Raw genomic sequence first — 24,080 nt, 5'->3', positions numbered from 1 at the left:
CGCAAAAATTGACGATGGAATAAACGAGCTAAGGCTAAATTGTGATCTTAATCCCAAATACTTACGGAGGTTAGTGCTGAAAGTCGGCTTTTTATCGGACTTATCCCATCGTTAAGTAAATGTGAGTAAATGGGTAGCTAATAGGTCTAGGCCTAATTAGAATCGTTAGGTTAATTTGTTGTTCACCTGCTTTGAAAAAGCCCGTTGAGAAAGGATGTGTCATGTTCAAAAGAGTATTAGTCACCCTAGCCGCGCTATTTTCGCTGACGGTATTGGCTCCGGCCGCTCTAGCTGCCAATAGCCATGTTTTACTGTCTACGACTGCTGGCAATATTGAGATTGAGTTAGATAGTCAAAAAGCGCCGGTGTCGGTGAAGAACTTCCTCGACTATGTGAACAGCGGGTATTACAACAACACGATTTTCCACCGTGTAATCCCTGGCTTTATGGTGCAGGGCGGCGGTTTCACTGCGGATATGCAGCAAAAAACCACGAATGCGCCTATTAAGAACGAAGCTGATAATGGTTTACGTAATCTGCGTGGCACTATTGCGATGGCGCGTACGGCAGAAAAAGACAGCGCGACTAGCCAGTTCTTTATTAACGTTGCGGATAATGCTTTCTTGGATCACGGCCAGCGCGATTTTGGTTACGCGGTATTTGGTAAAGTGACAAAGGGAATGGATGTCGTGGATAAGATTGCTCAGGTACGCACTGAGAACGTCGGTCCATACCAGAATGTACCTTCAAAGCCGATTGTTATTACGTCGGTGAAAGTTCTGCCATAGTTTCTAAAACTCCCGCTGACGGCTAACGCCGTTCATTGAAGAGGTCGAGATACACGGATCCACCACACCGCGGGGTGCTCTGGCAGCTTACGCCGCTATGACCCCATCGGTGTGCTCTTCCTAAAATCGAATTTAAGTGAACGATGTTACGCTGACGGCGGGCGTTTTACTTTTGGCGCCGTAAAAAATTCTGTAATAGCTCGTGCCCCTGTTCACTCAAAATACTCTCTGGATGAAACTGCACACCCTCAACGTCTAGGGTGCGATGGCGTACGCCCATAATTTCATCTTGTTCGCCGTTGTTTTCGCTCCACGCTGTGATTTCCAGACAGTCGGGCAGCGTTTCTTTTTCCAGAATCAAGGAGTGATAGCGGGTCACCGTGAGTGGATTATTGAGGCCATGGAACACGCCACTGTTGGTATGGCGAATCACACAGGTTTTACCATGCATGACCTGACGAGCACGAACAACCTTGGCACCAAATACCTGCCCCAATGCCTGATGCCCTAAGCAGACACCGAGCAAAGGTATCTTGCCTGCAAAATGTTGTATAGCAGCCAAAGAGATACCGGCTTCATCGGGTGTACAGGGCCCCGGTGATATCACCAGATGCGAAGGTGCTAGGGATTCAATATGTTCAAGCGTTAGCTCGTCGTTGCGGCGCACCACAACGTCTGCCTTGAGCTCACAAAAATATTGATAGAGGTTATAGGTAAAAGAGTCGTAATTATCGATCAACAACAGCATCAGGGGTTCGCTTTGCGCAGTAAAAATATCAGATGCCCCGATGATAAATCATGCGGGGCACAAGTAAGAGGGGCATGAGTAAGAATCGTTATAGCGCTATTTGCGTCCACCCATAATCGAGCCTAAAACACCGCGTAGAATCTGGCGTCCTAGTGAGCTACCGACCTGGCGAGCCATGCTTTTAGCCGCAGTTTGCACCACACCATCTTTTTTACCCCCGCGTGGACCGGTGGTGCCGAACAAAATTTCATTCAGACTTCCCATTAATCCGCCGCCTTCTTGTGCGCTGGCTTCCGGTTTTTTCACGTCGGCGGCGCTGGCGTTTTCGTCACCGCTATCGACAGTGCTAAAGCCTTGCTGGGTAATTTTTTCATAAGCGGACTCGCGATCGATGGTTTCATCGTAGCGGCCATAAAGTGGAGAGTGATTGATTGCATGATTTAGCTCATCGGCGGTTAATGGCCCCATGCGAGATTCCGGTGCAATAACCATCGCTCGCTCAACGATGGCTGGACGCCCACCTTCATCCAAAAAAGACACTAAAGCTTCACCTACGCCGAGCTCGGTGATGGCCACTTCGGTGCTGAATTCAGGGTTAGCGCGCAGGGTTTGAGCCGCCGCTTTGACCGCTTTTTGGTCACGAGGCGTGAAGGCACGCAGCGCGTGCTGTACGCGGTTACCCAACTGGCCCAGTACATTATCGGGAATATCCAGAGGGTTTTGGGTGACGAAGTAAATCCCTACGCCTTTGGAGCGAATCAAACGGACTACCTGTTCTATTTTGTCGAGCAGCGCCGCAGGCGCATCGTTAAACAGCAGATGGGCTTCATCGAAGAAGAACACCAGTTTTGGCTGAGCGACGTCACCCACTTCCGGAAGCTGTTCAAATAATTCGGCAAGCAGCCACAAGAGAAACACGGAATAGAGTTTAGGCTGATTAATTAACTTATCGGCGGCGAGGAGATTGATAACGCCCATGCCATTGGCGTCGCAACGCATCAGATCGTTAATATCTAGCATCGGCTCGCCAAAGAAATGGTTAGCGCCCTGCTGGTCTAGCGTGAGCAAACCGCGCTGAATAGCGCCAATGGACGCAGTAGAAATGTTGCCGTACTCAGTGGTGAACTGTTTGGCATTATCCCCCACGAATTGCACCACGGCGCGGAGATCTTTCATGTCGAGCAGCAGCAGATTGTTGTCATCGGCAATCTTGAACACCAGCTGTAGCACACCGGACTGTACGTCGTTGAGATCGAGTAGGCGGGAAAGCAGCAGTGGCCCAAGGTCTGACACTGTCGCGCGAATAGGATGACCTTTCTCGGCAAAAATATCCCAAGGAACCACCGGACACGCCTGCGGTGACCAGTCGGCTACCTGCAAGGCATCTAATCTTTTCTGTAGCTTTTCTGAAAGCGTTCCTGCCGCTGCGATACCGGATAAATCACCCTTTACGTCGGCTAAAAAGACGGGAACGCCAATGCGAGAAAACTGCTCCGCCATTTTTTGCAGCGTCACGGTTTTACCCGTGCCTGTTGCACCGGTAATCAGTCCATGGCGGTTTGCCAGAGCGGGGAGGAGATGCAGCGTGACATTTTGATTCTTGGCAATGGTAAGCGGAGCGCTCATGGTCAGTCCTTAAATAAAGAGGCGGAATCTAACTTCCAAGTTCAAAGTATAAGCACGCTGTATCTTAGTCTCAACTTTAGCGTCGTTGCCAAACGTGGGATTCGGAGAAAACCCAAGAGAAAATACGGTTGCCATTGTTTGATTTATTATGCATATTTTATGATTATATTTTCACTCCCTGCGAGTGAGATTTTCTGGCAATGTAAAAAGGATGGTTGCGTAATGGCGAAGCAACAGGCAGTCGCAAGAGACACATTTGAAAAGGTAATGTTGCCTATCTATGCACCGGCAGATTTTGTTCCTGTGCGCGGAATGGGAAGCCGAGTATGGGATCAACAGGGGCGAGAGTATGTGGATTTTGCGGGAGGTATTGCTGTAACGGCGCTAGGGCACTGTCATCCGGCATTGGTGGCAGCTTTACATGAGCAGGGCGAAAAGCTGTGGCATGTTAGCAATGTTTTCACCAACGAACCCGCGCTGCGTTTGGCACAGAAGCTGATTGATGCCACTTTTGCGGAGCGTGTTTTCTTTGCCAACTCCGGTGCGGAGGCAAACGAAGCGGCGTTTAAACTGGCACGTTACTACGCATCGAGCAAAATCAGTCCATACAAATCCAAGATTATTGCGTTCCACCACGCATTTCATGGCCGCACGTTGTTTACCGTTTCTGTCGGCGGGCAGCCTAAATATTCTGACGGTTTTGGCCCGAAACCTGCGGATATTGTTCATGTACCTTTCAACGATCTCGACGCGGTAAAAGCCGTTATCGACGACCATACCTGTGCCGTGGTTTTAGAACCGGTTCAGGGTGAAGGTGGGGTAATGCCTGCGACTGAAAGCTTCCTTAAAGGTGTACGCGAGCTGTGCGATCGCCATCAGGCGCTGTTGGTATTTGATGAAGTGCAAAGCGGAATGGGGCGTACCGGTAAGCTGTTTACTTATATGCATTATGGCGTGACGCCGGATATTCTGACTACCGCTAAAGCTTTGGGCGGCGGTTTCCCGATTAGCGCCATGTTGACGACGAATGAAATTGCCAGCGCGATGCATGTGGGAACACATGGTACTACGTATGGCGGCAACCCACTGGCCTGCGCGGTAGCAGAAGCAGCGCTGGACGTGATTAATACTCCAGAGGTTATGGCGGGTATTGAAGAACGTCACTCGCTGTTTGTCGAGGCGTTGGCGAACATAAATGCTAAGTACAACGTCTTTACGCAGGTACGTGGTATGGGGCTGCTACTGGGCGCAGAACTGAGCCCTGAATACCATGGTAAAGCGCGCGATATTCTGCACGCCGCCGCCGCTGAAGGCCTCATGTTGTTAAATGCGGGTCCTGATATTTTGCGCTTTGCTCCATCGCTCGTTGTGGAGTTTGCGGATATCCATGAAGGTATGATGCGATTAGAAAAAGCGATCGGGGCGGTGATAGCTAAAAAATCGTAATGCCTGGCTGTGCGAATGGCAGTATAAGTCATTTAATTCATGGGGTAATTGATTGTTTATTTGGCGTCTTTCACTGATTGAGACAAACGCTTTACCGCTGCCGTCATATCATTGCAGTTGGATTCATACCCATAGTTTGGAATGGATTTAAGTCCATCAATATATTTTTGTTGAGTTGCGCTGCTGCTGGATTGGATCGCCACTGTAGAGGTGGTGGCTAATTCAGCAATCATGTAGGAGTAGCAAAGGTTAGAACTTAACCCTTGCGAAAATGTGCCAATGAAATACGCGAGTGGCATGACTGAAATGACGGCAAGCGTAGTGAATGCGATATGTATGAGCGGGTATTTTCTGAATAGCAGAAGAGAAATAATAAGTATTATTTGAAATGATATTAGCAGTAAAAATTGTATGTTCATCAATAGTTTGGCGTTTATCTTGGCATGAAGAAGAATATACGCCATTTCTTGAAAGACACGGGAGAAATTTAATCCCTTAATCGACGGCTCATCCAAATCCCATGATGTGGTCGTTGCCGCCAGGCTATCGATGAAATGGTATGCATGGCGCGCAGGTGCGCAATGATTCGGCGTAGATGGACTTCAATCTGGGTTACGGGCATTCCACTGGTTTCCTGCTCATCAGACTGGAAGACGGCGGCGTTATTGCTCAAGGTTGGTCCATCGTGTTCTAAGCGTTGCTGACAGAGCTGCAAGGCGATTTCACAGCGCTGCAAATAATCTTGCGCTAGGTTTTCAGTCAACATGTAGTGATCTCGGGCGAGGATTGTCATTGCGTTAAGATGCTCCACGATAAACTGGCTGTGAGTGATCCACAGACGCATGTCGGTCAGATATCTGGAATCAAACCCCGGCTCCTGCATCGCCTGATTTAGCGAGGTGAATACGGCATTATGTGCCTGATTGACCTTCATGCGGGCATAGGCTAAATCGGTTGCTTTCGGTTCAGGAGAGAGCAGTAGGCGAAGCTCATCTTGATATGCCTCTAGTGCCTGATGAGCATTTTTGCGCAGTAGACCACTTTGCCATTGTGGCCATAGCCAGATGGTACTTGCGAAGGCGAGAATACAGCCGAGTACGGTATCAATCAGTCTTGGAACCAAGAAATGGAGCCCATTGAGCTGTAAAAGCTGTAGGGTATAAACGGCAGTTACGGTGAAACCAATCACCGCCAGCCCGTAGTTTTTACGTAGTACCAAATAGGCTGCAATGGTGATCACCAGCATACAGGCCAAGGTGGCATTTAGCGGTAGGTCTAACTGTAGTAATCCCGCAGCAATAATCAGTCCAGCAAAGGTTCCTAGCGCACGGTGCTGGATCCTCACCCGCGTTGCATTATAGCCATTTTGAATGACCAGCATGGTCGTGAGCAAAACCCAGTAGGGTTTTGGCAGATGGAATAACATCCCCAAACTGCTGCCCGCAGCGAGAGTAATGCCTAAACGCGCTGCATTACGTAGCGCTACGGATTTAAATGAGAGATAGGCGCGTAATGCAGGCCAAAAAGGAAGGCGTTGCTGTGTAGACATCAGATTGCGCTGATAGAGAGGACGCTGACGAACTAGCAATCGAGCTACACGGCTAAAATGGTAATAGCAAAACTTTCCAACGGGGTTATCTGGGTGCTGATTAGCCAGCTTTTCCAGCGCGGCTAGCTCGTTATCCATCGAAAAATGTTTGGGGTAGCGGTGATACAGAATATCGCCAGCCACCGTTCTGAGCCTCTCTGATATGACTTGAGCGTTGCGGCGCAAAATAGCTTCAGCCTGACTTTTGGCGACTAGGCTTTGCACTTCATCGGGCTGAGATAAGCTAACGGTAATATGTTCTTGAAGATCCAATGCAACTTGAAAATAGCGCAGTAGACGTTTGTACTCAGGATTATGCACCAGAGATAACATGTGCATTTGTTGGTAGAGCTGGGTAATTAAGTCCATCACTTTTTGCTGGCGCTGTAGCAGCGGCGGCAAGGCCGTTTCTGGATCGATATGCTGAGTTAGCAAGCTATATTTGGCGTCCATATAGTCGCCTAGCTGCGTGTAGAGCTGGCTGAGATTTTCTCGGATCGGCTGCCCTTTCCATAAGAGAAACCAGAACCAAGTAAAAGCGCCATACCAGATGGTGCCAACAATATACAGCAGTGGCCCGTGCCAGATGGGAACTGTTCCAGCCATACTTAGCGTAAATATCGAAGCGACGAGTGCTGCGGGAAGAAGCCTAGCGTGTAGGGGGCTGATCTCACCGTTAACACCGAGCAGTAACGCAAGCCCAAGCATGATAAGCGGCAGCGGAATTTGCCATAGCAGGCATTGTTGTAACAAGAAACTGGAAAACGCGAATAGGCTGCCGCCAACGATTAATCGTTTGATGAAGCGCTTATGAGGAGTATCGAGCCCTGCAATGTTGCAGCAGGCTGGTACCAAAGAAAACATTAGACCAAGCTGTAGATTGCCGGTCAGTAGGCCAAATAAAACAGGGAGGCACAGCACCAGCGTTTGACGCAGTGCATAGTTGACTTCCGGGTGGTAGATAAACCGCCGCCACATAATGAAAGAAACCCGTGCAGCGATGCTACACGGGCATCATTTATCAGCGAGTGCCGTAAACGACGATGGTTTTTCCGTGCGCGGAGATCAGATTTTGATCTTCCAGCATCTTCAGAATGCGACCAACGGTTTCACGGGAGCAGCCAACGATCTGGCCGATTTCCTGACGAGTAATCTTGATCTGCATACCATCTGGATGAGTCATGGCATCTGGCTGTTTTGCCAGATTCAGCAGCGTCTGTGCAATACGGCCAGTCACGTCTAAGAACGCAAGGTTGCCCACCTTTTCAGAGGTAACCTGTAAGCGGCTAGCCATCTGAGCAGAAAGGCGCATCAGAATATCTGGGTTAACCTGAATCAGTTGGCGGAATTTCTTGTAAGAAATTTCAGCAACTTCACAGGCTGTTTTTGCACGAACCCAAGCGCTACGTTCTTGTCCTTCCTCAAATAAGCCCAGTTCACCAATGAAGTCGCCCTGATTAAGATAGGAAAGGATCATTTCTTTACCTTCTTCATCTTTAATCAATACTGCAACGGATCCCTTAACGATGTAGTACAGGGTTTCCGCCTTCTCGCCTTGGTGGATCAGGGTACTTTTGGACGGATACTTGTGGATATGGCAATGAGACAAGAACCATTCAAGAGTCGGGTCTGTTTGCGGTTTGCCGAGAACCATTCGCTATTATCCTCTGTTGTTATCGCGGCCCTAATATCGGGATACTGATCCAGACAGTGTGCTTATTGTGGCACGGGGCTTTGCTTATTAACTTGTTATAGCACTGCATAATCGAGATATAGAGTAATAGGCTAAGGTAATTGTTTCCTAGAGTTATTGATCTATACCCGTTTCAATCCATAAAGATCCATTTCGGCATAGTTTGTAGCACAGCTTTGTTCAGGTGTCTCGTGTTGTCTCGCTTCAGCATCAGAAGTGAGGCCTCGGATTGCCTGTTTTTTACAGAAAGCGTAGTCTGATGACAGAATTTAACCAAAGGGGCGATAAACATGCAGGCACGAGTGAAATGGGTTGAAGGAATGACTTTTCTGGGCGAATCGGCTTCAGGACATCAGATTCTTATGGACGGAAACGCTGGTGATAAAGCGCCAAGCCCAATGGAAATGGTATTGATGTCAGCAGGGGGGTGCAGTGCCATTGACGTAGTTTCCATTTTACAGAAAGGACGATTGGACGTGCGCGATTGTGAAGTCAAATTGACGTCTGAACGTCGCGAGGAAGCTCCGCGCTTGTTTACCCATATCAATCTGCATTTTATTGTCACGGGCAAAGGCCTTACGGATAAAGCCGTTGAGCGCGCCGTTGCGCTTTCTGCGGAAAAATACTGCTCTGTTGCGTTGATGTTGGGTCAAGCCGTTAACATTACCCATAGTTTTGAAACTATCGTGGTGGAGTAATTTGATTCACTTCATCAGGCACCGGTGGTTTTGTGCCAAGGTGCCTGATATTGCGTAACACGTTGTTATTCGATTTTCTTCCCTTCGATAAGCCGTTGCACCAACGGCGTCATGATCAGTTCCATTGCTAACCCCATTTTCCCTCCCGGAACCACCAACGTATTAATATGCGAGATAAACGATCCTTGCAGCATCGCGAGTAGATAGGGGAAATCAATATTGTCTAACCCTTGAAAATGGATCACCACGAAACTTTCATCTGACGAAGGGATCGCTTTAGCGGCAAAAGGATTAGAGGTATCAACCGTTGGTACGCGCTGGAAGTTGATATGCGTGCGGGAAAACTGGGGGGTAATGTAGCCGATGTAATCTTCCATAGAGCGAACAACGGAATCCATCACGGCTTCGCGTGAATGGCCGCGCTCACCGGTATCGCGCACCAGTTTTTGAATCCACTCAAGGTTAACGATGGGCACTACGCCGACCAGTAAATCGACATGCTGAGCCACATTGTGTTGCTGCGTGACGACTCCGCCGTGTAATCCCTCATAGAATAAAACATCTGTCGGCTCTGGCAACGGTTCCCACGGCGTGAATGTGCCGGGAACCTGATTGTAGGGAACGGCTTCATCGTAGGTATGCAGATATTTACGCGAGCGCCCACGACCATGCTGACCATATTCGATAAAGCTTTGTTCGAGAAAAGAGAAGTCATTGGCCTCGGGGCCGAAATAGCTGATATGACGCCCTTGCTCGCGGGCTTTTCGGATTGCAGCGTCCATTTCTGGGCGGGTATACCGGTGGAAACTATCGCCTTCCAACTCAGCGGCTTTCAGATGGAACTGTTGAAAGATCTTGCGGAAGGCTACGCTGGTGGTGGTAGTGCCGGCTCCACTGGAGCCGGTCACGGCAATGATCGGGTGTTTCGCTGACATAATTAACACGGCTCCGGTGGTTGGGGGGCTACGGTTTATCGTAAATCGTAATAACTTACATCTATGGTTGTATCCTGAATTTGGATATCGCTCCACTCTTTTGGCACGGCTTTTAACTGACCGCCGAGAATGATGTCTTTAATCTTAGCGGCATCCAGTGTGTTGTTGTCCAAAGTATCTCTATCGTTAAAGCGGATATGAGCAGCAATGACCCAACCCTGTTTCTTATAAGTATAAACTTGGCAGAAAGGCTCTTTGGGATCGCTGAAATTGCACAGTACATGCTCTTTATTCCCATCATTATTCAGATCTAACGTTGTGACAACACAAGCGTTAGCGATTAAATAGCAATCGCCAATGTCATTTCCTCGGCCGAGATCGTTTGGCAAAGATTCCCACCACGTTGATTCTGGTGAAGGTGTTCCGACCGCCAGCTGAATGTTCTTGCGTGCTATTCCTGGTGTAAACGCCGCATAGGGTCTTTTATCATCATCGCCATAGGATCCCCAGCGAGTGGTTTGTAATAGCGTTTTCTCCAGCTTGAGTTTACGCCGTGGAGCGCTGACAAATTTGATATCAGACCGTAGCGCCTGTAGCGCATCGTTGCCTCTGCGGCCGCTGTCAAAACGTAGCATGATGAGATCTAAATCATCAGGAGATACCTTTCCTGTGGAATATCGATTCATTTGGTCGTTCACGCTAATGCGATAAGGATCGATGATCGGAGAGTTGCACAGAACCACAATCACTGCGATTAGCCACATTATTTTTTTGTTGATGCTGCCAAGCGAGTGCAGCCAGATGTTATTTTTGCGAACCACGGCGCTTGCATAGGCAAGGGTTAAGCAAAGAGAGAGGCCGACAACGACTGAAGCCCTGAGTCGATCGGGAGTCCAGCCATATTGTACGATGCGCTGGCCCAAATAATAGGTGGACAGTATCGCGTAGATCGGCAAAACAAGCAGGGAACCGTTGATGATATAGCGGATTAAATTTGGATACGGTTTTTTATCTATGCCATCGGAACTCAAATATATCGCATTGACCAGCAGGGCTAACAGTAGAGACATGGTGGTTAGCAATGTGGTTGCAGACGACCATTTATCGGTTAGCGCATCGATACCGGTAAACGGGAGGCTGAAGATAAAAATCAGAGCGAAAAACGATAGCAGAGGTAGTAGGCCTTTTACCATCAGAGATAAAAGGTTACGTACGGTAATGATTAATTTTGGATGGGTGCGGCTAATGAGAACGCCAATGGCAACAATCAGACCGTTAGCAAGGTACATGAATATTTCATGTCTGAAAAAGAGCTCATAAAAGAAATCAATGCCAATCAGTTTGAATAGACCCGCTCCCAGCGACAAGATCCCCCACATCAAACCCGAAATCAGCAAGGTTAGCACGGCGGTAATGGTGTTTTTCCATATATTACCGTGCAGTTCAGAGTAGTCGATGGAAGAGCTAGGATTATTTATTCGTGCCTGTAACCATGGAAGGGTAACAAACACCATAAGGAATAACGCGAGATAAAACGTTCCGAATAGACTGCCGTAATCTCTTACTCCTACATCATTCCATTTTATCCAAGCTGTCATTGCCACGAATATGGCGGTATAGGCCAGCAGGGCTTTCCACAATATTTTGTCTCGTAGAGTATTCACAGACAGCACGAAGATCAGGGGCAGAGAGCCCGATAAAACTTGTGTGTAAAGCAGCGCTGAACTATGGGGGATCATCCACTCGCGATCGCTGAAGTGGTTACATAAATAAAGCAAACATCCTTGAATGAGACAGACTAAAACAATGACGATGCGCGTTTTGAGCGGTAGGTCAGAGGGCGAGACTTGGGTCTTGCTATGATGTGCTGCGAGTAGAGACATCCATGATTCTCCTTATTGCGTAAAGTGAGGTTTTTTGACCACAAATTAAGCATAACGTTTGGATGCCTATACTTATTATTGGTTTTACTAAGGCTTATAGCGGAAGCCTACTCATACTCTTCTGGGGTATCACGGAACTGCCCTTTCGGCATGATATTGACCGTTTCATGCAGCTCTGACCACACCAAAACAGCTTCGCCATTCTTTAGCTGGCGGCGGACATCTTCAACTTTTTGCGTCAGCGATTTCTCGTGGACACCGTAATCAGTGCCTTCTCGCAGCACAAAAGATTCGATCAGGCTATCCAACGTATCCGTTGCTAAATTCTCCCAAGGAATAATCACTGTGCTTTCTCCAAATGTGGGGCTAACCAAGCAGGGATACGTTGCTCGAGCCACATCTGAGGCTTTTTAAAACTGCCGCTGATGAAGCCAACGTGTCCACCAAATTCGGTAAGCTGATATTCAATATTAGACGGTAAATCTTCAGGACGAGGGATCACTTCTGGTGTCATAAACGGATCGTCTTTGGCATGAATGATCAACAGCGGCACGGTTATTCTAGGGAGTAAAGGTAACGCACTACAGCGGCGATAATAGTCGGTTGCGTTATCAAAGCCGTGAATGCGAGAGGTGATGACGTCGTCAAAATCGCGAATGCGTTTCAGGTTTTTTAGCGCTTTTAGATCGAGTGGTAATGTATTTGGGTAACGCTCTAATTTGCGCTGAGCATTTTGCTTGAGTTGCCCAAGGAGATAGTTTTGGTAGACGCGTGAAAAGCCCTGTTCTAACCGATATGAGCAAGGCTCAAGCATCAGTGGGGCTGAAACAACCACGGCTGCATCCAGCGTGGCGTTGGCACCTTCCTGACCCAAATAGTAGGCCAGCATATTGCCGCCGAGCGAAACGCCGACGGCTGCGGTCGGCACTGCTCCGTGAGTTTCGCGTAGCCAGTTGAGAAAGAATCGTGCATCTTCTGTTTCACCGGAATGATAGATACGGTTCATTTTGTTGGGCTCACCGCTGCACCCGCGAAAATGCATCACCACACCCAGCCAGCCCGCTTCTTTCCAAGCATGCAGCAGGCCGTGCGCATAAGGACTATAGAAACTGCCTTCCAAACCGTGAAATAGGACCACGCGCGGCTTATGTTGAGCCTGCTCCGGTGGTTCGCTCCAGGCCAGATCGATAAAATCTCCGTCGGGCAAGGCTAAGCGTTGCCAATGAGGCTGTAATAACACCTTGCGGCGAAATAATCTGGGCAAAATAGTTTGCAGGTGCGGATTGCTGATCCCGCGCATGGGTGAGAATTGATTATTCATAAGGTGATTAATTTTCATGTCATCTTTCTTGTGCGATCAATATCACACTGATAGCTTCAAGGTCACGACAAACATCATTAAGGGTGAGGAGTTTTCAGTAGATGGAGCTTGGATTATTTCTTTCGATGCTGGGGTTTTTATGGGTGGCGGCGATCACCCCAGGCCCAAACAATATGTTATTGACGTCATCTGGCGCCAATTTCGGTTTTATGCGATCGATTCCGCTGATGCTGGGCATTATGCTGGGAATGCAGTCGTTGCTGTTGTTGGTGGCTTTTGGCGTGGGGAGCTTGCTGCTGGTCTATCCCGCGCTGCATACCACGCTAAAAATACTGGGTAGTGCCTATCTTCTGTATATCGCCTGGAAGATCGCGAGCTCAAGCTATGAAAAACTCGATCCTAATGCCGTGAAAGTTAAAAAGCCGGTTAACTGGTATCAAGGTTGGCTACTCCAGTTTTTAAATCCCAAAGCGTGGCTGATGGGATTGGGAGCCGTGGCGAGTTTCAGCTTGGCTGGCTCGGGCTATAACCATTCTATTATTGCTATCAGCATTGCGATGTTCATGGTGAATTTGGTCTCCGGCATTATCTGGCTTGGTTTCGGCACCGTGATTGGCCGTTTGCTCAATAGCCGTCGTGCTTGGTTTACCTTTAATATCTCAATGGGCCTGCTGACGGCGGCCTGTGTGTTATTAATCTGGCATTAAATTTGGCGTCTCCGGTGATGCCGGAGGCTCGTCCATTTCCGTCTTATTCCCTCTCTAAGCCTTCACGTTAGCCCGCAGAACGAGAAAACTCAATTATCGCTATTTGGAATAAAGAATACTTTTTTATTCCTTCTTTACTAAATCAGGCTCGGCTACAACTGTGTTTAGCGCGGGGCATATTGCTCCAGATACAGAAAAATGAGCGGAGCATATGATGATGAGTAAAACTTTTTCCTTACGCGGCGTTGCGGCGTTTCTTTCGCTGACGTTGGCAGCAACGAGTGCCTACGCGTTGGATGTCACCGTGGCCTATCAGACGTCGGCTGAGCCCGCGAAAGTTGCACAGGCAGATAACACATTTGCTAAAGCCTCTGGAGCCAATGTGGATTGGCGCAAGTTTGATAGCGGTTCCAGCGTGGTAAAAGCGTTAGCCTCCGGTGATGTGCAGATTGGCAATATTGGTTCCAGCCCGCTGGCGGCTGCCGTTAGCCAAGGACTGCCAATAGAAGTTTTCCTGCTAGCCTCGCAGCTAGGAAACTCGGAAGCGCTGGTGGTGAAAAAAGAGATTAAGTCTCCACAGGATCTCATAGGCAAACGCATTGCCGTACCGTTTGTTTCTACCACTCACTACAGCTTGTTGGCCGCACTGAAACACTGGGGGATTAAGCCCGATCAACTCACCATTCTGAATCTTCAGCCACCGGCGATAGCCGCAGCGTGGCAGCGTGGTGATATCGATGGCGCATACGTTTGGGCACCTGCGATTAACGAGCTAGCGAAAACGGGCAGCGTATTAACGGATTCTGAGCAGGTAGGTCAATGGGGCGCGCCAACACTGGACGTTTGGGTTGTACGTAAGGATTTTGCTCAGCAACATCCCGATGTCGTAACGGCATTTGCTCGCACGACGCTGGCCGCACAGAAAGCTTATTTGGCAGAGCCAGACCACTGGCTTAAAGAGAGTCAAAACATCGATAAGCTCGCCAAACTGAGCGGCGTACCGCAGGAACAAGTGCCAGGGCTGGTTAAGGGAAATCGCTATCTGCCTGTTGCAGAGCAGGTGAGTGAACTGGGGCAACCGGTTGATAAAGCCATCTATGACACCGCTGTGTTCTTACAGCAGCAGGGCAAAATTCCTCAGGTGGCTAAAGACTATCGTCGTTTTGTTAATAATCAGTTTGTGAAGCAGGTACAGGCTGAACCTCAGTCATAAGGAGCATTTCATGCTGTCAGTGAATCATCTCAGTGCGTCCTATGACGGAAAAAAGGTTCTCGATGATATCTCATTACAGATTGCGAGCGGACAATTGGTGGTGGTTCTCGGACCCTCCGGATGTGGAAAAACGACCCTACTGAATTTGGTGGCGGGGTTTAGTCAGCCGGATTCCGGTTCCATTAGTCTGTCTGGACGTAATGTCTCTGGACCTAGCGCGGAACGCGGCGTGGTATTCCAGAATGAAGGGCTATTGCCGTGGCGAAATGTGTTAGCCAACGTCGCGTTTGGTTTACAGCTACAGGGCGTAGCGCGCGAGGAGCGCACGTCGATTGCACTACGTATGCTGCGATGGGTGGGGTTGGAAGGCTACGAACGTCACTTTATCTGGCAGCTTTCAGGCGGGATGCGTCAGCGTGTCGGCATTGCGCGCGCGTTGGCAGCAGATCCACAGCTATTGTTGCTGGATGAACCTTTTGGTGCGCTGGATGCTTTTACCCGTGAACAGATGCAGGAGTTATTGCTAGGTGTGTGGCGCAAGACGGGTAAACAGATTTTACTGATTACGCATGATATCGAAGAAGCGGTTTTTTTAGCCTCTGAGCTGATCCTGTTATCGCCGGGACCCGGACGGATCGTCGAACGTTTGGCGCTGAATTTTGGCCAGCGTTATGCGGATGGAGAACCGTGCCGAGCCATTAAATCCGATCCTGCATTTATTGAACGTCGTGAATATGTGTTGTCGCGTGTTTTTGAACAGCGAACTCCACACGTTCAGGAGGCATGGCTATGAGTATTCACTCGACGCTAAAAAACGATACGCGAGAGGTAGTCGGTAACTCAGCAGTGTCTCGAGGGAGAAAAGTTAGAGTTCCCTCTAACGTTGTTGTCAGCGCATTCACGCTGCTGGTGATTTTGGCCGTGTGGTGGGCTGTTACGGCGCTGCACCTCATCAGTCCACTTTTTTTACCTGCGCCGCAACAGGTGTTGAAACAGTGGGTCAGCATCAGTACCCAAGGTTTTATGGACGCGACGCTAGGCCAGCATCTGGCCGCAAGTCTAAGCCGTATTCTGATAGCGCTGCTGGCGGCGGTAGTGATTGGCGTACCGGTCGGCATTGCCATGGGATTGAATCCCACGGTGCGCGGAATTCTTGATCCCATTATTGAAATTTATCGTCCAGTGCCACCGTTAGCTTATCTTCCACTGATGATTATCTGGTTTGGTATTGGTGAAACGTCCAAAATTCTGCTCATTTATCTGGCCATTTTTGCCCCAGTAACTCTAGCCGCTGCTGCTGGAGTACGCAGTGTGGAGCAGGTGAGAGTGCGCGCTGCTCAGGCGCTTGGGGCGAGCCGTTGGCAGGTGCTGTGGTACGTGGTGCTACCAAACGCCTTGCCTGAAATTTTAACCGGTTTACGTATTGGCCTTGGCGTTGGTTGGTCGACGCTGGTTGCCGCTGAGCTGATTGCGGCTACGCGTGGTTTAGGATTTATGATTCAGTCCGCAGGTGAATTTTTAGCGACTGATGTGGTTATCGCTGGCATTAGCGTCATCGCGTTTATTGCCTTTGCATTGGAACTGGGCTTGCGAGCTTTGCAGCGCCGCTTAACCCCGTGGCATGGAGTAAAAAAATGAACGAACGTTTAACTATTCAGCCGCTGAGTCCTGCCATTGGTGCCGTGGTGAGTAATCTTAATCTTTCTCGTCCACTGAGCGACGCCCAGTTTGAACAACTGTATCACGCGTTGTTGAAACATCAGGTGCTGTTTGCGCGTGAACAGGTCATAACGCCGTTGCAGCAACGCGAGTTGGCATCACGGTTTGGTGATCTGCATATTCATCCTGTTTATCCGCATGCGGCGGGCGTGGAGGAGATCATTGAGCTGGATACTCACCATGACAATCCGCCAGATAATGATAACTGGCATACCGACGTTACCTTCATTGAGAATCCGCCTTTGGGCGCAATTCTGGCCGCCAAGCGTTTACCTGAAGTGGGAGGCGATACACTGTGGTCGAGTGGTATTGCGGCCTATGAAGCACTTTCACCGCAATTGAAAGTGCTATTGAGCGGGCTACAGGCTGAGCACGATTTTGAAAAGTCGTTTCCTGAGCATAAACATTTGCGTTCAGAAGAAGAGCATCAGCGTTGGCTGCAGGCCAAACGCCAGCATCCGCCGTTGTTGCATCCGGTGGTGCGAACTCATCCCGTTAGCGGGCGTCAGGCGTTATTCGTGAATGAAGGTTTTACCACGAGACTGGTTGGGATACCCCAGCAAGAAGGCGAAGCCTTATTGCAGTTCTTGTTCCGCCATACGACCAAGCCAGAGTTTCAGGTTCGTTGGCGCTGGCAGCAAGACGATATTGCGATTTGGGATAACCGTGTGACTCAGCACTATGCTAACGCTGACTATTTGCCTCAGCGTCGCATTATGCATCGCGCAACGATTCTCGGAGATAAGCCGTTTTATCGAGGCTAGAGGGATGGCTTATTGAGTAGACCCGCGCTCAGCGTTGAAGTGAGCGCGGGGGGAGAAAAAACCTCTTGGCAGCGAGGTTTAGTCGTTTTCTGCTTCGAAGGCCAGCGTCATGGCTTCCAATTTTTCCTGACCGTCTAACCATTCCATTTCGGCTTCTTCTAGCGCGGCTTTGGTTTGGTTTTGTTGCTGTAAGCACTCTGTGAGCTCTGCTTTGCGGCTAATGTCATACAGATCACTGTCAGACAGTTTTTCTTCCAGCGTTGCGAGCTGTGCACTCAGTTTTTCCATCTGCTGTTCCATCTTCATGATGTGCTTGCGGATGGGCTGGGTTTGAGTACGGAACTCGGCGGCGCGACGCTTTTGATCTTTACGCGCTTGAGCACTATTACCGCTGGTTTCACCTTCAGTCTTGTTCGAATCTTGCTGTGTCTGTTGGCGTTGAAGATCGATCATCCACTGCTGGTAATCTTCTAGATCGCCAGCAAACGGTTCGACCTGACCATCGTGAACCAGATACAGATCGTCGGTAGTCGAACGCAATAAGTGACGGTCATGGGAGACGACAACCAGTGCACCTTCGAAATCAATCAGTGCTTCGGTCAGTGCCTGACGCATGTCCAAATCGAGGTGGTTGGTGGGTTCGTCGAGCAGCAGTAGGTTAGGACGTTGCCAAACAACCAGTGCGAGTACTAAACGAGCTTTCTCGCCCCCAGAGAAGCGAGCCGTATGCTCGGTCACTTTATCGCCACGGAAGCCGAATCCTCCGAGATAGTCACGTAATTGCTGTTCAGTTTCACGTGGGGCGATGCGAGTGAGGTGCTGTAGCGGCGACTCGTCAGCACGTAAATATTCCAACTGATGCTGTGCGAAGTAGCCCAGCTTCACACCTTTGGCTAGGCCGATTTCTCCCTTCTGTGGCGCAAGCTCTCCTGCCAACAACTTAATGAGCGTAGATTTACCTGCGCCGTTGCGGCCCAACAGGCCAATGCGTGAGCCGGGAACCAAATTCAATTTGATCGAATCAAGAATGGTTTTGTCGCCATATCCAGCACTGACTTTTTCCATTCGCAGCAACGGATTTGGCAAACTTTCTGGTTCACGGAAGCTGAAATGGAATGGGTTGTCGACGTGTGCAGGAGCAATTAACTCCATGCGCTCCAGCATTTTAACGCGGCTCTGTGCTTGTTTCGCCTTCGAGGCTTTGGCTTTAAAGCGATCGATATAGCTTTGCAGATGTGCAACGCGCTGTTGTTGGCTTTCATACATTGACTGTTGCTGTGACAGCTTGGTCGCACGCTGCTGCTCAAACGATGAGTAGTTGCCGGTGTATTCAAACAGCTGTTCTTGTTCAATGTGTAGAATTTTATCCACGATAGGATCGAGGAAATCGCGGTCATGCGATATCAGAATCAAGGTGCCGGTGTAGCTTTTTAACCAACGCTCTAACCAGATAACCGCATCTAAATCAAGGTGGTTGGTTGGTTCGTCGAGCAAAAGCAGGTCTGAGCGGCAAATTAGTGCCTGAGCGAGGTTGAGGCGCATACGCCAACCACCGGAGAATGATTTTACCGGTTCTTCAAGCTGGCTTTGGCTAAAACCTAAACCATGTAACAGGCTGGATGCGCGTGAGCGAATGGTCCATGCCTGAATCGCATCAAGCTTACCGTGAATGAGCGCAATGGCATTGCCATCGTTACGTTCATTGGCATCATTAAGTTCGGCCTCGAGCTGGCGAAACTCACGATCGCCGTCGAGGACATACTCTAAGGCCGGAATATCTAAGGCCGGAGTTTCCTGGTTTACCCACGCTAACGCCCAGTTACCAGGGAAATTGAAGCTGCCAGCGTCGGCAGTCATTTCACCTTTTAACAGCGACAGCAGCGTTGATTTCCCACAGCCATTTTTACCCACCAGACCAACCTTTTGGCCGGGGTTAACCGTAGCACTGGCATTGTCCAGCAGAACGCGCGTACCGCGTCGAATTTGTAGCGATGAGAAAACAATCATAAAGCGCCGTCTATTGATAATGTGTTAAATTGTCGTTGTTTTAGCGTGAACAATAATGAGTATTCAGAACACGCACACTATTAATTTTAATCTTAGCGCTGCATGGTAGCTGAAATGCTCACCGATGACGACGCTTTGGGGAGGGGAATAGATGTCGCAGCCACCGAAAGTATTGCTGCTGTATGCCCATCCGGAATCACAAGACTCGGTTGCGAATCGAGTTCTACTGCAGCCGGCACAACAATTGGAACATGTCACTGTGCACGATCTCTACGCGCACTATCCTGATTTTTTTATTGATATTCACCATGAGCAGAAGCTGCTGCGTGAGCATCAGGTCATTGTTTTTCAACATCCTTTATATACCTATAGCTGTCCGGCTTTACTCAAAGAGTGGCTCGATCGCGTGCTGACGCGTGGTTTTGCCAGTGGTGTTGGGGGAAACGCTCTGCGTGGAAAGTATTGGCGTAGCGTGGTGACTACCGGCGAACCTGAAGGGGCATACCAAATGGGCGGCTATAACCGGTACACCATGGATGAAGTTTTACGTCCTTTCGAGCTCACTGCGGGGATGTGCCATATGCATTGGATGTCCCCAATGGTGGTGTATTGGGCGCGTCGGTTAAAACCGGATGTATTACAGAGTCATGCCAAAGCTTATGGGCAATGGCTGGAGTCACCATTAGCTGGAGGCGGTAGCTTATGACTGAAGAGGGCTCACTCTTACCAGCAATACTGCTGTTTTTATTTGCGGCAGTGGTAGCAGTGCCGATTGCTCGGCGGATTGGCATTGGCACGGTACTTGGCTTTTTGATTGCAGGAATTGCGATTGGGCCTTGGGGGCTAGGCTTTATTCGAGATGTGGATGAGATCCTGCATTTTTCGGAGCTTGGCGTTGTATTCCTATTGTTTATTATTGGGTTGGAACTGAATCCGAGCAAACTTTGGTCGTTGAGACGCTCCATTTTTGGTGTCGGAGCTGGGCAGGTATTGCTCACCGCTGCCATTTTGGGGGGATTACTGTTACTGACCGATTTTTCTTGGCAGGCTGCCGTGATCGGTGGGATTGGGTTAGCCATGTCTTCAACGGCGATGGCCTTGCAGATGATGCGAGAAAAGGGCATGAACCGCAATGAGGGCGGGCAGCTCGGTTTCTCGGTTCTGTTGTTTCAGGATATGGCCGTAATCCCTGCATTAGCGCTAATTCCTGTGCTGGTGGGCTCTAGTAACAAAGATACTGACTGGGCGTTTATCGCGATGAAGGTTGGTGCGTTGTTAGGAATGTTGATCGGCGGCCGCTATTTGCTGCGCCCGATCTTCCGCTACATCGCTGCGACCGGTGTCCGTGAGATATTTACCGCTGCGGCGCTTTTGGTGGTGCTGGGCTCTGCCATGTTTATGGATGCGCTAGGAGTGTCTATGGCGATGGGCACGTTCATTGCGGGCGTTCTGCTGGCAGAAAGCGAATTTCAGCACGAACTGGAGATCGCCATTGAACCATTTAAGGGACTGTTGCTGGGGTTATTTTTTATCTCCGTAGGCATGGCGTTAAATCTGGGCGTTTTATATACCCATTTGCCAGAAGTCTTGATGGGTGTGGCTATCTTAGTTGTGGTGAAAGGGGGCGTGTTATATCTACTGGCACGTATTGCGGGGATTCGTCGTTCTGTGCGTATGCAGTTTGCCGCGGTGCTTAGCCAAGGCGGTGAATTTGCATTTGTGTTGTTTTCCGCCGCCAGTACCCAAAAACTGCTGCAGGGTGATCAGATGGCGCTGCTGCTGGTGATCGTCACGTTGTCTATGGTGACGACGCCTTTGCTGATGCAGTTGGTCGATAGGATACTGGAAAAACGCTACAACCCTTCGGATGAAAGTGAAGAAACGCCTTTTGTGGAAGATGACGATCCTCAGGTCATTATCGTTGGGTTTGGGCGTTTTGGTCAGGTGATTGGGCGTTTACTGATGGCAAACAAAATGCGCATTACGGTTCTGGAACGTGACGTGAGCGCGGTCAGTGTGATGCGCCGCTACGGATATAAGGTTTATTACGGCGATGCAACCGAACTTGAGTTATTGCGTGCGGCTGGTGCAGAAAAGGCCGAAGCTATCGTTATCACCTGTAATGAACCTGAGGATACGTTGGCGGTGGTTCATTTGTGCCAACAACATTTTCCACATTTAAAAATTCTGGCGCGTGCGCGTGGTCGTGTTGAAGCGCATGAGTTGCTGATGGCAGGGGTGAGTCAATTTAGCCGTGAGACATTTTCTAGTGCATTAGAATTAGGACGTAAGGCATTGATGGAATTAGGTATGCATCCACATCAAGCACATCGGGCTCAGCAGCATTTTCGGCGTCTAGATATGCGGATGCTGCGTGAACTCATGCCTCATCATCAGGGTGATGTTACCCAAATTTCACGCGTGAAAGAGGCCAGACGCGAGCTAGAGGATATTTTTCAGCGCGAGATGCAGCATGAGCGTCGGCAGATGAATGATTGGGATGAGGAAGAGCTGTGATGATATCGAATCAATAAGGTAACAAAATGAAAAAGAGATTTATTGCAGGGGCAACATGTCCAGCCTGTAAAGCGCAAGATACGCTGGTAGTCTGGCGTGAGAATAATATTGAACATGCAGAATGCGTTAAGTGTGGCCACCAATTGAGCCAACCAGAGGCGGATGTGAGCGAGCATGTGCAGCACAATAATCAAATGATCGGTATTTTTAAGCCAGAATAAGCGGCAAGGGTGGCGTTTCCTGTAGGGATTTTTTATCCTTGTGGGTACAGTGGCGCAAAATTCCGCTACAATCTGCGCCAATTTAGTTTCCAACGCTAGGAGATATCATGAAAGTAGCAAAAGACTTGGTGGTCAGCTTGGCCTATCAGGTACGTACAGAAGACGGTGTTTTAGTTGATGAGTCTCCGGTGAGTGCACCGTTGGATTATCTGCACGGCCATGGCTCCCTGATCTCGGGTCTGGAAGCCGCTCTGGAAGGTCACGCTGAAGGCGATAGCTTTGATGTTCACGTTGGCGCAAATGACGCTTACGGTAACTACGATGAAAACTTGGTGCAGCGCGTACCAAAAGACGTTTTCATGGGTGTTGACGAACTGCAGGTTGGCATGCGTTTCTTGGCTGAAACCGATCAGGGTCCAGTACCAGTAGAAATTACCGAAGTTGATGACGACCACGTTGTTGTTGATGGTAACCACATGCTGGCTGGCCAGAACTTGAACTTCCACGTTGAAGTTATTGCTATCCGTGAAGCCACAGCTGAAGAGCTGGAGCATGGCCACGTACACGGCGAGCACGATCACCACCACGAGCACGGTGAAGGCTGTTGCGGTGGTCATGGCCACGATCACGGTCACGACCATGGCGAAGAAGGCGGTTGCTGCGGTGGTAATGGCAAAGGCAACGGCGGTTGCGGCTGCCATTAATTCTGTCGATTAGATGCAGAATGGAAAAAAGCGGCCAAGGCCGCTTTTTTTATCGTGAAAATTCGCCGGTTAGTAATGAGGTGGAGGCGTTTCTTCTGATGGATGAGCCATCATTGATGGCTGTGCTGCTTTGAGCTTATCTACCAATAAGTGCATCTGCTCGCGATATTTGTTCATTTCTAACTGTAGGGCGATAACCGTCTGGTTCAGCTCTTCGATGGTCATTTCCTGAAAAGCCAGTCGGCTTTCGAGCATTTCAAATCTGGATTCAAGCTCTTCGCGATCCAAAGCCGATGGTTGCATAATATTTCCTCTTATAACGGTGTAGTTTCCGTTCACAATTTCATAGGTGAAATTTCACCTCATTCTCGTTATTTTACTCATAACGCAGATGAATTGCGCGTTATGCTTGTTGATTGGGAAATAGAATGAAACTTTTTGCAGGCAACGTAGTCTGAATTTATCAGACTGGCGCGCTTAGTGATTGTTTTATGAGTCGACAGACCGCTATAGTAACCCACTACATTTAGCTCATCGTTATTTAAGGTCACTTGCCTTAAAGTTTGGAGAAATGGATGAAATCTTTTTTTAAAGTTACCGTGCTGGCAACAACAATGGCTCTGGCCCTGAACGCATCGGCTTTCGCTGCTGACGCTGCCAAAGCAACGGACGCTGCACCGACGGCGACCAACAGCAAATTCAAGAATGACGATCAGCAGGCTGCATACGCGTTAGGCGCTTCTCTGGGTCGTTATATGGAGAACTCCCTGAAAGAGCAAGAGAAACTGGGTATCAAACTGGATAAAGACCAGTTGATCGCCGGTGTTCAGGATGCGTTTGCTGGCAAGAGCAAGCTGACCGACCAAGAAATCGAAGGTACTCTGCAAGGCTTTGAGGCACGCGTAAAAGCGTCTGCACAAGCTAAGATGGAGCAGGATGCCAAAGCTAATGCAGATGCAGGTAAAAAATTCCGCGACGCATTTGCTAAAGAGAAAAACGTTAAAACCACGAAAACAGGTCTGATGTATCAGGTCGATAAAGAAGGTACAGGCGCTGAACCAAAAGACAGTGATACCGTTGTCGTTAACTACAAAGGTACTCTGACCGACGGCACTGAGTTTGATAACTCATATAGCCGTGGTGAGCCACTTTCTTTCCGTCTTGATGGCGTTATCCCTGGCTGGACCGAAGGCCTGAAACACATCAAGAAAGGCGGCAAGATCAAACTGGTTATCCCACCAGAATTGGCTTACGGCAAAACGGGTGTCCCTGGCATTCCTGCAAACTCTACCTTGGTATTCGACGTAGAACTGCTGGATGTTAAAGCTGCACCTAAAGCCGATGTAGATGCTGCGAAAGCGGCAGCAAAAGCAGAAGCGAAAGCTGGTAAGTAATTGCCTTGAATGATTGGAAAAAGCCGTGGATTATTCCACGGCTTTTTTGTTTTTTATCGCAGGATGATAAAAAAATCTTTTACCCCGCTGGCTACAAGGATTTAAATA

General features: G+C 49.1%; 24 protein-coding genes. 13 read left to right on the top strand and 11 right to left on the bottom strand.

Features of this window, described 5'->3' with window-relative positions; genetic code table 11:
* Positions 1-221 precede the first annotated feature (221 nt).
* Positions 222-788 carry a peptidylprolyl isomerase A gene (ppiA, locus tag K9N75_RS20235; protein WP_008815486.1) on the top strand — a complete coding sequence of 189 codons (567 nt, stop codon included), beginning with the start codon at positions 222-224 and terminating at the stop codon, positions 786-788.
* A 166-nt stretch (positions 789-954) separates the two neighbouring features.
* On the opposite strand, the gene K9N75_RS20230 is transcribed toward ppiA, so the two are convergent.
* Both K9N75_RS20230 and K9N75_RS20225 read right to left on the bottom strand, forming a co-directional pair.
* On the bottom strand, positions 955-1,536 hold the full coding sequence (locus tag K9N75_RS20230; RefSeq protein WP_039189311.1) for an aminodeoxychorismate synthase component II: 582 nt from the start codon (positions 1,534-1,536) through the stop codon (positions 955-957).
* Between the two features lie 96 nt (positions 1,537-1,632).
* Positions 1,633-3,162, bottom strand: coding sequence for a helicase HerA-like C-terminal domain-containing protein (locus tag K9N75_RS20225; RefSeq protein ID WP_130961242.1), 1,530 nt, complete (start codon positions 3,160-3,162; stop codon positions 1,633-1,635).
* A gap of 222 nt (positions 3,163-3,384) precedes the next feature.
* On the opposite strand from K9N75_RS20225, the gene argD reads away from it, so the two are divergent.
* Complete coding sequence (gene argD, locus K9N75_RS20220; protein ID WP_008815483.1) at positions 3,385-4,608, top strand: bifunctional acetylornithine/succinyldiaminopimelate transaminase; 1,224 nt, start codon at positions 3,385-3,387, stop codon at positions 4,606-4,608.
* A 56-nt stretch (positions 4,609-4,664) separates the two neighbouring features.
* Here the strand turns inward: argD and K9N75_RS20215 are convergent, their stop codons facing one another.
* Genes K9N75_RS20215 through crp form a run of 3 tightly spaced genes read right to left on the bottom strand, consistent with a single transcriptional unit; the run spans position 4,665 to position 7,850 of the window.
* On the bottom strand, positions 4,665-5,072 hold the full coding sequence (locus tag K9N75_RS20215) for a hypothetical protein (RefSeq protein WP_224452041.1): 408 nt from the start codon (positions 5,070-5,072) through the stop codon (positions 4,665-4,667).
* A gap of 23 nt (positions 5,073-5,095) precedes the next feature.
* Positions 5,096-7,174: a YccS/YhfK family putative transporter gene (locus K9N75_RS20210; protein WP_008815482.1), complete on the bottom strand. Its 2,079-nt coding sequence runs from the start codon at positions 7,172-7,174 to the stop codon at positions 5,096-5,098.
* Positions 7,175-7,217: 43 nt separating this feature from the next.
* Positions 7,218-7,850 carry a cAMP-activated global transcriptional regulator CRP gene (gene crp / locus K9N75_RS20205; RefSeq protein ID WP_004090925.1) on the bottom strand — a complete coding sequence of 211 codons (633 nt, stop codon included), beginning with the start codon at positions 7,848-7,850 and terminating at the stop codon, positions 7,218-7,220.
* Positions 7,851-8,179: 329 nt separating this feature from the next.
* On the opposite strand from crp, the gene K9N75_RS20200 reads away from it, so the two are divergent.
* A complete protein-coding gene (locus tag K9N75_RS20200; RefSeq protein ID WP_004090921.1) occupies positions 8,180-8,587 on the top strand; it encodes an OsmC family protein in 408 nt (135 codons plus the stop codon).
* Positions 8,588-8,652: 65 nt separating this feature from the next.
* Here K9N75_RS20200 and K9N75_RS20195 read toward each other — a convergent pair whose 3' ends face one another.
* The 4 genes from K9N75_RS20195 to K9N75_RS20180 form a co-directional block, all read right to left on the bottom strand.
* Positions 8,653-9,522: a phosphoribulokinase gene (locus K9N75_RS20195; protein WP_004090919.1), complete on the bottom strand. Its 870-nt coding sequence runs from the start codon at positions 9,520-9,522 to the stop codon at positions 8,653-8,655.
* A 35-nt stretch (positions 9,523-9,557) separates the two neighbouring features.
* A complete protein-coding gene (locus K9N75_RS20190) occupies positions 9,558-11,405 on the bottom strand; it encodes a DUF4153 domain-containing protein (protein WP_224452040.1) in 1,848 nt (615 codons plus the stop codon).
* A 107-nt stretch (positions 11,406-11,512) separates the two neighbouring features.
* A complete protein-coding gene (locus K9N75_RS20185) occupies positions 11,513-11,749 on the bottom strand; it encodes a YheU family protein (protein WP_004090917.1) in 237 nt (78 codons plus the stop codon).
* The gene (locus K9N75_RS20180) at positions 11,746-12,726 is read right to left on the bottom strand and encodes a hydrolase (RefSeq protein WP_039189381.1); all 981 of its coding nucleotides are present in this window, start codon (positions 12,724-12,726) and stop codon (positions 11,746-11,748) included. Before K9N75_RS20180 ends, K9N75_RS20185 begins: the two co-directional genes overlap by 4 nt.
* 101 nt (positions 12,727-12,827) lie before the next feature.
* Here K9N75_RS20180 and K9N75_RS20175 point away from each other — a divergent pair, with 101 nt between their 5' ends.
* From K9N75_RS20175 to tauD, 5 genes are all read left to right on the top strand, one after another.
* On the top strand, positions 12,828-13,433 hold the full coding sequence (locus K9N75_RS20175) for a LysE family translocator (protein ID WP_008815479.1): 606 nt from the start codon (positions 12,828-12,830) through the stop codon (positions 13,431-13,433).
* Positions 13,434-13,647: 214 nt separating this feature from the next.
* Positions 13,648-14,646 (top strand): taurine ABC transporter substrate-binding protein, encoded by a 999-nt coding sequence (gene tauA / locus K9N75_RS20170; RefSeq protein WP_375374067.1) that lies wholly within the window; start codon positions 13,648-13,650, stop codon positions 14,644-14,646.
* Between the two features lie 10 nt (positions 14,647-14,656).
* Entirely contained in the window at positions 14,657-15,439 is a 783-nt protein-coding gene (tauB, locus tag K9N75_RS20165; RefSeq protein ID WP_039189333.1) for a taurine ABC transporter ATP-binding subunit, read from the top strand.
* Complete coding sequence (gene tauC, locus K9N75_RS20160; protein ID WP_039189336.1) at positions 15,436-16,284, top strand: taurine ABC transporter permease TauC; 849 nt, start codon at positions 15,436-15,438, stop codon at positions 16,282-16,284. Before tauB ends, tauC begins: the two co-directional genes overlap by 4 nt.
* On the top strand, positions 16,281-17,129 hold the full coding sequence (gene tauD / locus K9N75_RS20155; protein ID WP_166713539.1) for a taurine dioxygenase: 849 nt from the start codon (positions 16,281-16,283) through the stop codon (positions 17,127-17,129). Before tauC ends, tauD begins: the two co-directional genes overlap by 4 nt.
* Positions 17,130-17,207: 78 nt before the next feature.
* Here the strand turns inward: tauD and K9N75_RS20150 are convergent, their stop codons facing one another.
* On the bottom strand, positions 17,208-19,136 hold the full coding sequence (locus tag K9N75_RS20150) for an ABC transporter ATP-binding protein (RefSeq protein WP_061059459.1): 1,929 nt from the start codon (positions 19,134-19,136) through the stop codon (positions 17,208-17,210).
* 151 nt (positions 19,137-19,287) lie between these two features.
* Here K9N75_RS20150 and kefG point away from each other — a divergent pair, with 151 nt between their 5' ends.
* From kefG to slyD, 4 genes are all read left to right on the top strand, one after another.
* The gene (gene kefG / locus K9N75_RS20145; RefSeq protein WP_008815473.1) at positions 19,288-19,842 is read left to right on the top strand and encodes a glutathione-regulated potassium-efflux system ancillary protein KefG; all 555 of its coding nucleotides are present in this window, start codon (positions 19,288-19,290) and stop codon (positions 19,840-19,842) included.
* Positions 19,839-21,653, top strand: a complete 1,815-nt coding sequence (kefB, locus tag K9N75_RS20140) for a glutathione-regulated potassium-efflux system protein KefB (protein WP_008815472.1) — start codon at positions 19,839-19,841, stop codon at positions 21,651-21,653. The genes kefG and kefB overlap by 4 nt, the downstream gene beginning before the upstream one ends.
* 26 nt (positions 21,654-21,679) lie before the next feature.
* A complete protein-coding gene (locus K9N75_RS20135) occupies positions 21,680-21,874 on the top strand; it encodes a YheV family putative zinc ribbon protein (RefSeq protein WP_004090904.1) in 195 nt (64 codons plus the stop codon).
* Between the two features lie 107 nt (positions 21,875-21,981).
* Positions 21,982-22,578 (top strand): peptidylprolyl isomerase, encoded by a 597-nt coding sequence (gene slyD, locus K9N75_RS20130; RefSeq protein WP_004090902.1) that lies wholly within the window; start codon positions 21,982-21,984, stop codon positions 22,576-22,578.
* Positions 22,579-22,647: 69 nt separating this feature from the next.
* On the opposite strand, the gene K9N75_RS20125 is transcribed toward slyD, so the two are convergent.
* A complete protein-coding gene (locus K9N75_RS20125; RefSeq protein WP_004090901.1) occupies positions 22,648-22,881 on the bottom strand; it encodes a SlyX family protein in 234 nt (77 codons plus the stop codon).
* Between the two features lie 272 nt (positions 22,882-23,153).
* Between K9N75_RS20125 and fkpA the strand changes: the two genes are divergently transcribed.
* Entirely contained in the window at positions 23,154-23,972 is an 819-nt protein-coding gene (gene fkpA / locus K9N75_RS20120; RefSeq protein ID WP_008815471.1) for an FKBP-type peptidyl-prolyl cis-trans isomerase, read from the top strand.
* Positions 23,973-24,080: the final 108 nt, after the last annotated feature.

Source organism: Hafnia paralvei, from assembly GCF_020150375.1.
GTDB lineage: Bacteria > Pseudomonadota > Gammaproteobacteria > Enterobacterales > Enterobacteriaceae > Hafnia > Hafnia paralvei.
The sequence above is the reverse complement of the archived record's forward strand: the minus strand, read 5'-3'. Positions and strand labels throughout refer to the sequence as shown.